This is a genomic window from Ensifer adhaerens, assembly GCF_013283195.1.
Lineage (GTDB): Bacteria > Pseudomonadota > Alphaproteobacteria > Rhizobiales > Rhizobiaceae > Ensifer > Ensifer adhaerens_G.
This window is the reverse complement of sequence record NZ_JABEKT010000001.1, coordinates 1614199-1627738: the sequence shown is the minus strand read 5'-3', so window position 1 is coordinate 1627738 and position 13540 is coordinate 1614199. Positions and strand designations below refer to the sequence as shown.

General features: G+C 62.1%; 13 protein-coding genes. 1 reads left to right on the top strand and 12 read right to left on the bottom strand.

Translation table 11 applies throughout. The features are described from left to right. Positions 1–132: 132 nt before the first annotated feature. The 10 genes from LPJGGPFB_RS07630 to LPJGGPFB_RS07585 all read right to left on the bottom strand — a co-directional run bounded on the left by LPJGGPFB_RS07630 (position 133) and on the right by LPJGGPFB_RS07585 (position 11304). Entirely contained in the window at positions 133–1155 is a 1023-nt protein-coding gene (locus LPJGGPFB_RS07630; RefSeq protein ID WP_173419432.1) for a LacI family DNA-binding transcriptional regulator, read from the bottom strand. Positions 1156–1263: 108 nt separating this feature from the next. After that, a complete protein-coding gene (locus LPJGGPFB_RS07625; protein WP_173419431.1) occupies positions 1264–1995 on the bottom strand; it encodes a GntR family transcriptional regulator in 732 nt (243 codons plus the stop codon). Between the two features lie 353 nt (positions 1996–2348). Beyond that, a complete protein-coding gene (locus LPJGGPFB_RS07620) occupies positions 2349–3218 on the bottom strand; it encodes a DMT family transporter (protein ID WP_327795886.1) in 870 nt (289 codons plus the stop codon). Between the two features lie 7 nt (positions 3219–3225). Next, positions 3226–4197, bottom strand: a complete 972-nt coding sequence (locus LPJGGPFB_RS07615) for an amino acid ABC transporter permease (protein WP_173419429.1) — start codon at positions 4195–4197, stop codon at positions 3226–3228. A 30-nt stretch (positions 4198–4227) separates the two neighbouring features. Further along, positions 4228–5508, bottom strand: a complete 1281-nt coding sequence (locus LPJGGPFB_RS07610; RefSeq protein ID WP_173419428.1) for an NAD(P)/FAD-dependent oxidoreductase — start codon at positions 5506–5508, stop codon at positions 4228–4230. Positions 5509–5569: 61 nt separating this feature from the next. Beyond that, a complete protein-coding gene (locus tag LPJGGPFB_RS07605) occupies positions 5570–6397 on the bottom strand; it encodes a transporter substrate-binding domain-containing protein (RefSeq protein WP_173419427.1) in 828 nt (275 codons plus the stop codon). Positions 6398–6699: 302 nt separating this feature from the next. Continuing rightward, complete coding sequence (locus LPJGGPFB_RS07600) at positions 6700–7827, bottom strand: NAD(P)/FAD-dependent oxidoreductase (RefSeq protein WP_173419426.1); 1128 nt, start codon at positions 7825–7827, stop codon at positions 6700–6702. A gap of 42 nt (positions 7828–7869) precedes the next feature. Further along, a complete protein-coding gene (locus LPJGGPFB_RS07595) occupies positions 7870–8877 on the bottom strand; it encodes a Gfo/Idh/MocA family protein (protein WP_173419425.1) in 1008 nt (335 codons plus the stop codon). Positions 8878–8898: 21 nt separating this feature from the next. Next, positions 8899–10407 (bottom strand): amino acid ABC transporter permease/ATP-binding protein, encoded by a 1509-nt coding sequence (locus LPJGGPFB_RS33420; protein ID WP_173419424.1) that lies wholly within the window; start codon positions 10405–10407, stop codon positions 8899–8901. A gap of 60 nt (positions 10408–10467) precedes the next feature. Continuing rightward, complete coding sequence (locus LPJGGPFB_RS07585; protein WP_173419423.1) at positions 10468–11304, bottom strand: ABC transporter substrate-binding protein; 837 nt, start codon at positions 11302–11304, stop codon at positions 10468–10470. Between the two features lie 227 nt (positions 11305–11531). On the opposite strand from LPJGGPFB_RS07585, the gene LPJGGPFB_RS07580 reads away from it, so the two are divergent. Then, complete coding sequence (locus tag LPJGGPFB_RS07580) at positions 11532–12602, top strand: LacI family DNA-binding transcriptional regulator (RefSeq protein WP_173419422.1); 1071 nt, start codon at positions 11532–11534, stop codon at positions 12600–12602. A gap of 274 nt (positions 12603–12876) precedes the next feature. Here the strand turns inward: LPJGGPFB_RS07580 and LPJGGPFB_RS32950 are convergent, their stop codons facing one another. Continuing rightward, a complete protein-coding gene (locus LPJGGPFB_RS32950; protein WP_291159301.1) occupies positions 12877–13029 on the bottom strand; it encodes a hypothetical protein in 153 nt (50 codons plus the stop codon). Next, entirely contained in the window at positions 13026–13382 is a 357-nt protein-coding gene (locus LPJGGPFB_RS32945) for an FAD-dependent oxidoreductase (RefSeq protein ID WP_234902780.1), read from the bottom strand. Before LPJGGPFB_RS32945 ends, LPJGGPFB_RS32950 begins: the two co-directional genes overlap by 4 nt. Positions 13383–13540 lie beyond the last annotated feature (158 nt).

Sequence of the window (13540 nt, the reverse complement as noted above, 5' to 3'; positions counted from 1 at the left end):
CGAAGCGAGGTGACGTGCCTGCGCGAATAAACTTTGAGACGATGTGAGATCGATCTCACATATATTTAACGCATAAGACTTTCGCGCTGGCAAGTGGGCGTCTCGATTTTTTTGAGGCGGGGGTTGCGGCGCTCAGATGACGCTGCGGCGGCTGACAGAGCCGCGTACTATCAGCTTGGTTTCAAAGCGGATTTTCTGCGGCGCCCCGTCCTTGCCGGCGAGCCTTTCGAACAGCACCCGGGCGGCCGCGCGGCCGATTTCGGAGACGGGCTGCGAGACGACGGTAATCTGCGGATCGGTGAAAGTCGCCAGATTGAAGTCGTCGAAACCGATGAGCGAGACGTCGTGCGGGATGGAAACGCCCATGGAACGGAAGGCCAGGAGCGCGCCCTGGGTCATCAGGCTGTCGACGGTGAAAAGCGACGTCGGCGGGGACTTCTGGCTGAAGAGCCGTATGGTCGCATCGACCGCATGCTCCACGGTGGATTGCGACACGGCGACCATACGGTCGTCGGCCGCGATCCCGGCGGCGGCGAGCGCCGACCTATAGCCGCTCCTGCGCTCGCGTGAGGTAAAGATACGCATGTCGTCCTGCAACAGGCCGATGCGGTTATGGCCCATGCCGATCAGGTATTCGACGGCCTTGCGCGCGCCGCCCTCGTTGTCGACGACGACGCTGTCGCAATCGACGCCCTCGGCGACACGGTCGATCAGCACCAGCGGCACGTCCTCGTCGATCAGACCCTGCAGGTGGGCGTTGTTGCCCTGCGAGGTTGGCGCGACAATGAAGCCGCGTATGCTGAGCGACCGCAGGCTCGCCAGAAGGGAAATTTCCTGCGCCAACTCCTCCTCGCTGCTGCCGATGACGAGATTGTGCCCGCACTCGCGGGCGAGGACCTCGATATCGTGCGCGATGCGGGCGAAGAACGGGTTCTGGATATCGCCAAGGATGCAGCCGACGATCGGCAATTGCCCGCTGCGCAGCGCCTGGGCGAGGCGGTTGCCGCGATAGCCGAGCTTTTCCGCGGCCGCCTGGACCTTCTGGGCGGTTTCGCCGCCGACATATCCGTAACTGTTGAGAGCCCGGGCGGCCGTTGCGCGCGACACATTGGCCAGCGCCGCCACATCCTTCAAAGTCGCCGGTTTCCGAACCATGTCACCTCCAATCGTACGAGCAGGACGCTTCGCGATCCCCTTGTAGCTTCGGGCAGCCGGTTCGCCTAGTCATGCGAGTGACGCACGGTTCCTGCCCCTACAGCGATGTCATTTACGAACGAGGCTGAAGGAGAAATGGCTGCCGCGATGGTAGTCGATGGCGTAGTTAACCGGCGCGCCGGCAGCGTTGAAACAGGTTTCCGTGATGAGAAGCGCCGGACCGAAGTCCTTTAGGCCATGGCGCTCGACCACGTCGTCCGGCAGCATGACGGCGGAAACGCTGGCCGCCGACATGCGCGGGCGGTTGCCGTGTTCCTCCATGAGTTGCATCAGCGAGCCACTCCAGTCGATGTCGTAGAGGCGCCCTTCAATGAGGCTGCGCGGCATGTAGTCGATGCAGTAGAGGATCGGCTCGTCCTCGTGCAGGCGGATGCGCTCGATACGGATCACGCGGTCAGCCGGGCCAAGCCTTAGGCTCTCGGCGACGCACGCGTCCGGCGCCTCCTCGGAGATCGAAAGCACCTTGTTGACCGTCCGGTAGCCGTAGTGCCGCGCCATGTCCGTGACGCTCTCGAAGACGGTGATCGGTCGATCGACCTGCACGGCCGAGAGCGCCGAGACGAACCGGCCGCGGCCGTGCTCGACATTGATCACATCGTCCTGTTCGAGCAGTTTCAGCGCCTCGCGCAGCGCCGGCCGGGAAATCTTGAACCGCTGCGTCAGCTGTGCTTCGGTCGGCAACCTGTCGCCCGGCCTCAACCCTTTATCTTTGATAAGATCGGCGATCCGGTCCCGGAGCTGGACAGCGAGGGTGCGTGAATCGCGAAGGGGTTCCTCCACCGGCGTGCCTCGTCATTCATTGTCGTTGCAACTTCCTTGTCTGACAAATCCGGGATGGTCAAGTGTATGGCGCATGCAGAAACCGTGCTCAAGATGTTGCACTTCCAGCCGCCGGATCTCCAAGGGTCGTCTTGACAGGCGACATCCACAATGTCCGTTGTCTTACAACTTTTTCATCCATGGCGATGAAGACATGTCCATGCTGAACTTCGACGAACAGTGCTCCCTGCGCATCCAGTCGGGCGTCTCGGCCTGCAGAACTGGATCGAAACGGTGATTGTCTCCTGCCTTTCGGCGGGCGCAGAAACATCTGCTTGCCCGGCACAGCCTCAGTAAACCCACTGCCCTCAAGGCTATTTCAGGACAAGCCAGCCGGACAGGATGATGATTGCCGCGCCCAGCAGCGTGTACAGCTCTAACGGCGTTGCGAAGAGGAACATACCGTAGAAGCAGCCCCAGATGATTTGACTGTACTGGAACGGCGCAACGACCGAAGCCTCGCCAACACGGAAAGCGCGCACCAGTAACGCATGTCCGCCCAGCATCAAGGCACCGCCTGCGACTGAGAAGCCAAGATCGGAAAGGCCGAGCGGAGCTGGCTCGCCCGAAACAGCCGCAACCGCGAAGGCGACAGGCGTCATGACGACGAGCAGGCTGGCAACCAGCGCTTCATCCGTTTCCGCCACCTTCGCCCGGCGCAGCAGAATCAACGACAGCGCAAAAAACACGGCGGACCCAAAGGCGGCGAGATGGCCGAGATTGAGTGGCGCGACGCCCGGTTTCAGCGCCACGACGACGCCGGCAAAGCCGATCAGTACACCGGCCCAGCCGATGCGCGACAGCCGCTCCCTGAGGAAGACGAAGCTCAGCATCGCCACCAGGATCGGCGTCAGGAAGGCGATAAGATAGGCTTCCGCAAGCGGCAACTTGGCGAAGGCGTAGTGGATCAGCAGCGTATCGAACGCCAGCAGCAGCGCTCGCCAGAAAGCGAGCGACGGCTGGCGGGGGATGAGGCGGCGAAGACGGCCGGTTGCGAGTGCATGGACCAGGAGCAGAAGGAGAGCTGCAATGGTGACGAAAAAGGTCACCTGTGGCGCCGGCATCGTTCCGGCCATGATCTTGACGATCGCATCGGTTGCGGAGAACACAAAGAAGGCGGCGAGCACGAGCAGCGCTCCACGACCGTTCGACGGCACGACCGGAGTGCCGTCGCTGTCTGCCACGGATGCCTCAGCGGACATTGAAGCGGCCAAACCTTTCCTCGATGCGGGACTGGGCATATTCCAGGCAAATCGAAAGGGTCCAGTAGATCATGGAGGCGGTGATCAGCATCTCGATATGCCGGAATTCCGTCTGGCCCTGGGTGCGGGCGAGATACATGATTTCCCAGACGCCGACGACAGAGACCAGCGAGGAATCTTTCAGCATTGCGATGAACTGGTTGCCGGTCGGCGGGATGATGACGCGCATGGCCTGCGGCAAGATGACCAGCATCATCGTCTGCGCCGGGCTGAGACCGAGCGCGGTCGCGCCCTCCGTCTGCCCGCGATTGATGCTCTGGATGCCGGCGCGAAAAATTTCCGTCATGTAGGCGCCGTAGCAGAGCGAGAGCGCGAGAATGCCGGCCGGTACGGCGCCGATCACGTACCCCACCTGCGGTAGGCCGAGATAGATGATGTAGATTTGCATGAGCAGCGGCAGTCCGCGGAAAAGCGACGTATAGAACGTTGCAAGCCCGTAGATCACGCCATTGTTGGAGAGTTTCGCGATGGCGCCAGCCAGCGCGATGATGGTGGCGATGACGATCGAAATCGCCGAAATGAAGAGCGTCGTCGTCACGCCCTGCGTGATGAGGAAGCCGATCTTCTTGGCGATGAAGGCGAAGGAAAGATCGAAGGAGTAGAAGAACAGCATCAGGAGCGCGAACAGCTCGAGCCAGACGGCGACAATCTGCTGGCGGCGTGACAGTTGGCGCAACGCCTTCCAGTTGGCGGCGACGATGAGCGCGATCAGCACCGACGAGACGACGCGGCTGATCGCTGGGTTCGCCTTCAGCCAGTCTGTCGAGGACGGCAGAACATGGCCGATCCAGGCGGAACTGACCCCGAGGGCGTAAAGGAGCACCACGACGATCGCAAGGATTAGCAAGCCGCCGGCCCTGCGCGACGCTTCGGGATAGGTGAGTATCAGTCGACCAATCATATTCCGCCCCCTTTTTAATGTAGAAGCTGCTTAAGCCGCACGCTCGCGCCACCAGTCCTGCGCCTGGAGTTTCCAGTAGGTGAGCTGTGCCACCGCAAGCCCGGCAAGGCCGCCGGCCCAGACGAGACCGAAAGGCTCGTAAAGCTTGTAACGTTCGCTTGTCCCCAATATGCCCTCGGCAATGACCTTGCCGCCGATCGCCGTGGTATTGAGGCCGTGACCGCCAAAGGCGGTGCAGTACCAGACGCCAGGGCTCATACGTCCGATCTGAGGCATCAGGTGACGGGCATAGGACATCAGGCCTGACCAGGCGAGCTCCGTCTTGAGTCCGGCAAGTTGCGGATAGGTATCGACCATTTCGGCCCGCAGTTCCTTGACAAGGCCAGCGGTCGAGGCAGCGTGTGTGGTGATACGCCCGCCCCAGAGGATCCGGCGGCCGCCGTCGACGAGACGGTAGTAGTCACCGGCCCGGCGGTTGTCGCCGATGGCGTTCTTCGTGGCGATCGCCGTGGCTATCAGCTCCGGCGCCTCCTCGCTGACCATCACATAGGTGGCAATCGGCAGATAGGAACGCTTCAACTTGCCATTCAGCGAACCGGTATAACCACCCGTCGTGAAAACGACGTCACGGGCCTTCACCTCGCCCCGTGCGGTTTTCACACGTTTTTCGGAACCGGAAGAATCGACCGAAGTCGCCGGCGACTGCTCGCAGATGCGCCCACCAAGCCGCTCGATCTCCGCCGCGATGGCACGCAGATAGTTAAGCGGGTGCATATGGAAGGCAGTCGGATTGCGCAATGCCTGGAAGTAGCGCTCCGATTTCAGCACAGCACGCACGGCGTCGCGGTCCATGTATTCGAGCTCGTAGCCGTATTCGCGGCTTATATCCTCGGCATAGGCCTTGAGGCTCGCGCTATCGTCGTAACGCAGAACGCTCACGATGCCCGGCTCTGGCTTCGCATTATCGATGCCGAGCGTCTTGATGTTCTCGCGGATGAATTCCATGCCTTCGACGGAGAGAAGGTGCAGCTTGCGCGCCGCATCCTTGCCCGTTACGCGGGCAATGTCGCCGCCGCCGGTCGCATAACCGGGGCTGACGAACCCGCCATTGCGGCCGGACGCTCCGAAGCCCACGCTCTCGGCCTCCAGCACCGTGACGCACTTGCCGGCGCGAGCAAGCTGCAGCGCCGTCGAAAGGCCGGCAAGGCCGCCGCCGACGATGACCGCGTCACATTCGACCGTACCCGAAAGGGCTGGTCGCGCAGTCCGGTCCGCCATCGTTCGTTTATAGTAGGTGTCTGGATAAGTCATCGGCATGCGCCCCCCTTCGAATGAAAGGGTGCGGGCGAAAAGACGCCCGCACCGGTGTTTATCAGTCGGCGCTGTAGTCCTTGCCATACCACTTGGTGGTGAGCTGGCCGAGCGTGCCATCCTTCTTCATCTCTTCGACGATACCGCCGACCTTGGCCGTCCACTCCGGGTCGACCTTCTCGGCGATAACGACCAGCGGCTCACGGAAGGCATATTCGCCTTCGAGAACCTTGACCGGATAGCCATTCTTCATGGCATTCATGGCGGTCTGCTCGGGTGCGATTACCGCATCGAGGCGAACGCCAGCGCCGAGGCGAAGGTCGTCGAAGGGCAGCATGGAATCGGCGAAGGTGCGGACCTCACCCGGTTCCAGCTTATATTCGATCGGCGGCAGGCCCGGAGCGTCGATTTCCAGCTTCCGGTTGATGAAATCTTCCGAGGTCGTCGCCGTTTCGACGCCGATCACCTTGCCGTTGAGGTCGGTGACGATCTTGGCATCGCTGTCCTTGTGCACGACGTACACATAAGGGCTGTAGTAATAGATGCCGACGAAATCGATCACTTGGGCGCGTGCCTTAGTGGGCGTGACCGAACCGACACCGAGGTCGTAACGGCCCTGCCAGCGACCGCCCGTGAGCGTCGCCCAGTCCGGCGTCTCGAAGCTCACCTCGACGCCGAGGCGCTTGGCGATCTCGCGCGACACGTCGATGTCGAAGCCGACCATCTCGTTGCTGTCATCGAGATAGCTCTGGGGCGGCCAGCCGCTGTTGGTGGCGACGACCATCGCCTTCTTTTCCATGACGCGATCCAACGTCTCGCCAGCATGGGCCGATACGGCGGCAGCGACAAAGGCAACACCTACGGTCAGTCGCATGAAGAGCTTTTTCATGTGGTCCTCCTTGTGATCCGTCAGTTTGGATCCCCGTTTATGTAAGATGTCTGACAACAAAAGAGTCTCAACAGCCGCTACCGCGAGTCAAGTGGCCACCGTTTCCGATTCATGAAAGAACGAGATCAACACATGTCTCATAGATATGAACTGGCCGATCTTTCGATCGGCCAGTTCATATCAAACCATTTACTTCGATCGAGTGTGAACTGGCAGGACACGCATACCGGTTAATCGTCGCGCCTCATGACGACAAAACGCGCACCCTGGTACGGGGTCTGATTTGTATCGCGGCCTTCGTATTATGACTTGAACCGATCCGGGCGGAAGGGAGCGAGCATGGGGTGCTCAGCGCCGGTCGCGACCTCGTAAGCAAGCAGTTCGCCAACGATGAGGCCGAGCGTCGCGCCACTATGACTGAAGGCGATGTAATAGCCAGGGATGGCCTTGAGGGCTCCCAGCACTGGTTCGCCGTCGCCGGGGATCGGCTTGCCGCCGACGCCGATGGAAGCAGCCTCAAGCTGTGGGTTGCCCTCCATCACCTTGGATGCCTCCGCCAAAAGGGCCTCAACCACCGCCTCGTCGATCTCGTAACCACCATCGTCACGAACCTTCACGCCCTCGTCGGCCGCCCAGTCGGCGTCCACCGAGAAGGTGCCGCCCGGCGCCGGACGCACGGCGACGCGCGGCGTGTTGAGGACGGCGCGCAGGGGATGGGCGAGTGGTTTGGTCTGCACCAGCAGGGCAGTCGGGGTTCCGTCGCCAATTGTCTGCCCCGCTTCAGATGCCATCTTCGGCACAGCCGGACCGGTGGCAAGGACCACAGCATCCGTCAGGAAGCGGCCGCCCGTCGATGTTTCCGCGCCGACTGCCCGACCGCCCTCGATCACGACCCGTGCCGCACCCTGATCGGTTACAAGCGCGCCGCCGAACAAGGCAAACTCCTTGAGCAGCAGGTCGATCAGGACCGGCAAGTCGACCCAGCCCTCGCCCGGGTTGAAGATCGCGCCCTGTGGCGTGATCGCACTCGCATCAAGGCCTGGCGTCACTGTTGTGACATCAGTTGCCGCCAGATGCCGGGCATCGTAGCCGAGCGAAACCTCGTGGCGGTAGGCAGCATCGACCTCGTTTCGTTCGTCGTCTGCATCCCAGGTAAGGCCGCCGTCGAAACGAAGCCAGTCCGCATCAGGATGCCGCGCGGAAAGGGTGCGGTAGCGGTCAATGCCGGCCATGCGTAGACGATGATACGGCTCCGAGCGCATCCGCGCCGAATTCAGCCAGGAGAGCGAGCGGCCAGACGCGCCATTGGCCGGCGGGCCGTCGTTGATTATCGTGACGCGAATGCCGCGCCGGGCGAGCTGCAGGCCGGTAGAAACGCCGAAAATGCCGGCGCCGATGATCACCGCCGAGGTGATGGTGTTGTCGTTCATGGTCATGTCTTTCAATCTGTTGGTCATGTAGATCCGAGAAAATCAGGGCGACTCCCAGCGCCCGCTCTCCGTCGACCGAATGAGGGCGTCAATCGCCTTCATGTTGGCGATGGCATCGTCCAGGCTCAAGGAAAGCGGTTCACCGGAAAGAATAGCCGCAGCGAAGGCGTCAGCCTGTTGGCGGTACTGGTCGATCGGCTCGATGGCGATCTCCTCGCGCCCGCCGCCAACAAGGTCGCGGCCGTCATCGACCATGATCACGGTCGCCGCATCCGTCGGTGCGTTGGACGGGATCGGAATTTCGATCCGGCCGCGGGTGCCGAGGATCGTCACCTTCTGGGTCAGCGAGAGTTGCGTCGCGCAGGTGAAGGCAAGCTGCCGTCCGCCGGGGAACGCTAGGAGTCCACTCGTCAGCCGGTCCGTGCCGAAGACCGGATCGCGGTCCATCAGGGCGATCGCCCGGAGCGGCTCGGCACCGAATAGGAAGCGGGCCGTATTGATGGCGTAGCACCCGACGTCGAACAGCCCACCACCACCGATATCGACCTGGTTTCGCACGTTCTCCGGATCCTCGAGATAGTAGGAGAAGATCGTTTGGATCGCCCTCACCTCGCCAAGCCGTCCCTGTGCGACAAGGGCTAGGGCCTTCTTCCATTGCGGATGATGACGCACCATGAAAGCTTCGGCGACCGGCAGGCCGGCCGACTTTTGCGCTGCCGCCAGCGTCATGGCTTCTGCGGCATCGAGCGCAATCGGCTTTTCGCAGAGTACCGGCTTGCCGTTTTCCAGCGCCTTGATCGTCAGCGGCACATGCAAATGATTAGGTAGCGGATTGTAGATCGCATCGATCTCGGGATCGGCCAACAGCGCTTCGTAGCTCCCATAAGGCTTGGGAATTCCGAACGCCGCCGCCGTTTCTTCCGCTTTCCTCAGGTCGCGCGAGGCGATGGCAGCAACCCTCCCCAGCCGGCTCGACTGGATGGCCGGGATTACCGCCTTGACGGCGATCCCCGCGCAACCCAGCACGCCCCATCGTATCGTGTGTGTCATGGTCTTCTCCTTGCGCCGGGCTCAGAGCACTTCCGCAAGGAAACGCTGAAGGCGCTGACTTTGCGGATTGTCGAAAATCGCCTCGGGCGTTCCAGCCTCCACGACACGTCCCTCGTCCATGAAGACAACCTGGTCGGCGACACGGCGGGCAAAGCCCATTTCATGCGTGACGACGACCATTGTCATGCCACGGCTGCCGAGATCGGCCATGAGGTTGAGTACGCCCTTGACCAGTTCGGGATCGAGCGCGCTCGTGACCTCGTCGAACAGGATGACCTCAGGCTCCATCGCCAGCGCGCGGGCAATGGCGACACGCTGCTGCTGGCCGCCCGAGAGTCCGCCCGGCCGGTGATGCTGACGGCTGGCAAGGCCGACATCGGCGAGCCGCGCCTTGGCAATGCGCTCGGCCTCGGCATTCGGCAGCCCCTTGATCTTCGTCAGCGACAGCATGACGTTTTCGAGCGCAGTGTGGTCCGGGAAGAGGTTGAAGTGCTGGAAGACCATGCCCACCCGACGGCGCAGCCGCTCCGGCTTCATGGCGAGGATACTTTCACCGTCGATCAGGATATCGCCGCTCTTCGGCTCGACGAGCCGGTTGAGGCCGCGCAGAAGCGTCGACTTGCCGGAACCGGACGGGCCGATGATGCAGGTGACGCTGCCGGGCTTTACCGAAAGATCGACACCCTTCAGCACGTCCAACTCGCCATAGGCCATGCTGAGTTGGCGGACGTCCAGGCTACCGCCCTTGAAGCTCGCCCCGGAGGTACGGCTCGCAGCATCGAGCTCGCTGACTTCTTCCAGCCCGCTGGTGATGATTGCCGGCCGCTGCTTGCCGAGTCTTAGGCGATTGTCGATCGCGTTAACAACGTGGGTGAGCGGCACGGTGACGACCAAGTAGAAGATGCCCGCAAGCAGCAGCGGCGAAAGATTGCCGGTCACGACGGCTTGATCCTGGCCAACGCGAAAGATCTCGCGCTCGGAGGCCAGCAGGCCGAGGAAGTAGACGAGACTGGAATCCTTCACGTTGCCGATGAACTGGTTGACAAGCGCCGGCAGCACGCGGCGCACGCCCTGTGGCACGACGATGAGCCGCATGCCCTGCCCATAGCTCATCGAGAGCGCCCGGCAGGCTTCCATCTGGCCGCGCTCAACGCTCTGGATACCCGAGCGGAAGATTTCACCGATATAGGCGCCGGCAATCAGGCTGAGCGCCAGAATGCCGAGCGGATAAGGCGAAGGGCCGAACAGTTCGCGGCCGATGCGCGCAAATCCCTGGCCGATTAGCAGGATGGTGACGATAGCGGGAAGACCGCGAAAGACGTCGGTATAGATGCGGGCCGGTATGCGCAGCCAGGCCGATCGCGAAATGCCCATGATGGCGAGCACCATTCCGATCACAACGCCGAGCACTGTGGAGGCAGCCGCAAGGATCAGGGTATTCTTCAGCCCGACCGTGATCATCGTCGGCAGGACTTCGGCCATCGCGTTCCAGTCGAGGAAGCTACGGCGCAGGTTTTCAAGCCAGTTCATCAGGGGATCCCTTGAAAGAAAGGCCGGTCCGACCGGTAAAGGCCGGACCGGAAGACGGCATCACTGCTTGGGAAGGTATTGATCCGGCATCGGCGTGCCCGGGAACCATTTTTCGTGCAGCGTCTTCCAAGTACCGTCCTGCATGGCTGCCTGGAGCCCCTTGTTCAGCGACTCGCGCAGCGCGTCATTGCCCTTGCGGATCACAAAGCCGGCTGGCGCGTCGAAACTCGGAATGTTGACCGCAACCTTCAGCTCCGGATAGCGCGCCGCGTAGTCCTTGGCCGCTTCGTAGTCGAGGAAATGGGCATCGACCGTGCCGTTGTTGAGCGCGGAGACGGCGGAATTGTTGTCCGGGAACTTCACGAGGTCGGCACCGGTGAAATTTTTCTCGGCGTAGATTTCCTGCAGTGTGCCCTGGACGACGCCAAGGCGTTTGCCCTTGAGGCCAGCCGCGTCGGTGATGCCGGCATCCGATGTCAGCACGGTGAGGAAACCAGCGAGATAGCCATCCGAGAAATCGACGGTCTGCTTGCGCTTATCCGTCGTACCTATGGCGGCCGCCGCGACATCGAAGCGGCTGTTGGCAACCGAAGGCATCAGGGCGGAGAATTCCTGGCCGGTGAAGATCACCTGCTCCTTCTTGAAGCCCATGCGCTCGGCAACGTTGAGGAAAAGCTCGATGTCGAAGCCGGTGAAGTTGCCGTCGGCGGTGGTGAAGGCATAGGGCTTGGCATCGCCCATCGTGCCGACGCTGATCACGGCCGGATCGATCAGACCGAGGGAATTATCCTGCGCTACGGCCGGTGCCGTTACGCCTGCAATGACGCCGAGGGCGATTGCGACGGCGGTCGCCCGCATGCAGGCAAGGGGGGAAGTGATGGCTTCTGATAGTTTCATCGATTTCGTCTCCTCTGGTGGTGTTCTCTGCGATGTTTTCAAGCCGCACGGGTCCCACCCGGACGACGGTACGACCCGCTCGTCCGGCCCATGCCATCGCATGCCGGGATTTCGCTATTCTCACTATGAGACCGGTCTCAAGCAAAAAGAGACCGGTCTCTTTGACTTTTCTCAATTGTTATCTTCGCATTTGCCAGTCGTCAATATCTCTTGTATGGCTAACTTCCATGGACCAAAGCCCGCCCCGATCCTCCTCTGTCACGGTCGCCGATGTCGCCCGCAAGGCGGGCGTCTCGAAGGCCACCGCCGCGCGGGTTTTGGGAGGCTATGGAACCGTGAGCGACCATGTGCGCGATGCCGTGACCGCCGCTGCCCGTTCCCTTAACTACCAGCCGAACGAATTGGCCCGCAGTATGACGACGGGGCGTTCCGGCACGATCGGCGTGGTGGTGGGCGATATCGAAAATCCGTTCTTCAGCCTGGCGATGCGCGGTATCACCGATGTCGCCCGGCAGACCGGCTTCACCGTCATCCTGATCAATTCTGGCGAAGACGCCGATGCGGAAAAATCCGCAATTCGAACCCTGCTTGCAAAGAGGGTGGACGGCCTCATCGTCTCGCCGGCCATGGAGAGCGATGCCGACCATTTGCGTGAAGCCGCCCGTTCCGGCCGGCCGCTCGTGCTGCTCGACCGCGGCAGCGAAACGCTCGACATCGACACCGTGATCGCCGACGACCGGCACGCCGCAGAAAACATCACACGCCGGTTCATCGCGCTCGGCCACCGGCGTATTGCTTATCTCACCGCCTGCGACACTCCCGATCACCGCTTCCGTGCGCCGACCGACATCAATACCGGCTCGGTGCGCCGGCGGATCGAGGGTTTTCTCGATGTCTGCCAGAAGGCTGGCCTCGAGCGAATGGAAGACTGGGTGCATGTGGGCGCCGTGACGCCGGAACACACCTACCGTATCGCCACCGTCATGCTCAAATCCTCGCGGCGTCCGACAGCGGTCATCGCATCCGACAGCGTGATCGGCCTTGAAGTCTTCAAGGTCTGTCGCGAACTTGGCCTCACTATTCCAACTGACCTGTCGCTGGTGTCGTTTCACGACGCGGACTGGACGTCCGTCACGACACCGCCCGTCACGGTCGTGCGCCAGCCCGTCTACGGCCTTGGCGAAGCGGCGGCCAAGCTATTGGTCGAGCGGCTTAACGGAAACAGCGCGGAGGCGACGCGCGTGGTCCTGAAGACGGAAATCGTCGAGCGCGCCTCCGTGGCCACCGCGCCCGCATAGACATTCGGCGCCGTCAGAAATGGACCCCAAGCCGCAGGCCGCATGAGCCCATCGCCTTCTGACCGCGTCGCCGATCCTGTGCAGTTCGAAGCCAGAGGAGGCCGGGCACGCAGAGGCGTTGAACCGACCAGTCTTTCGATCTCCGTGACGCCAGCATTCACCGAGAGCGGCCGCTATTCGTCGAAGACGTCGTTCACTGGCATCGCCCCATGCTCGACAATGACCTGCGCTTGGATTTCGCGTGGTTCCCGGTCAGTCAGCAAATGACGCAACACTACCTCGCGCCGCCCTCGTGCGCGCTCACCGAAACCAGTTCGTGCTCCAGCAGAACCCGCACACCATGTTCGGCGAGCGCTTTCCGGTAGGTAATGCTCAAACGATGCTCCATTTCCGGCGCGATGGAGGGATCGCCCGTAACGAACGTCACTGCCTTGCCAGCCGCCGCGATTTCCGCGGTAACCGAGGGCGCTGGGTGGCGTCCGGTCGCGATGAAGCCGGGCTTTCACGGCCAGAACGAGTGCCAAGCCGATCGGTAGCCTCCCGCAGGGCGACCCGATGCCCCCGCTCGGCCAGCACTTCCGCCGCCGCCAGACCCGCCGCCTGCGGCGAACGCTCGATCACCTGCGGCAACCGGGTCTCTCGAACTGTTGGCGGACTGTGGATGCAATGCACCGGGCGATAGAGACAGTGCGAAGCCCCGACGCAGGGACGGATCTGCTCCTCGCTGCCCGATCGCAGCTTGTTGACGATCTGCGGATCGGCCATGTTAGCCCGCGTCATACCGACCATATCCACCAACCCCGCATCGACCGCATATCGCGCCGTCTCAACATCGGCGGTCCATTAATCGGGCAAAACTCGTAAATCAGATGCGCTCGTGGGCCGGCCGAAAAGGAACCCTTGGCCATAGTTACAGCCAAGCTCTCGTAGTGCGTGGA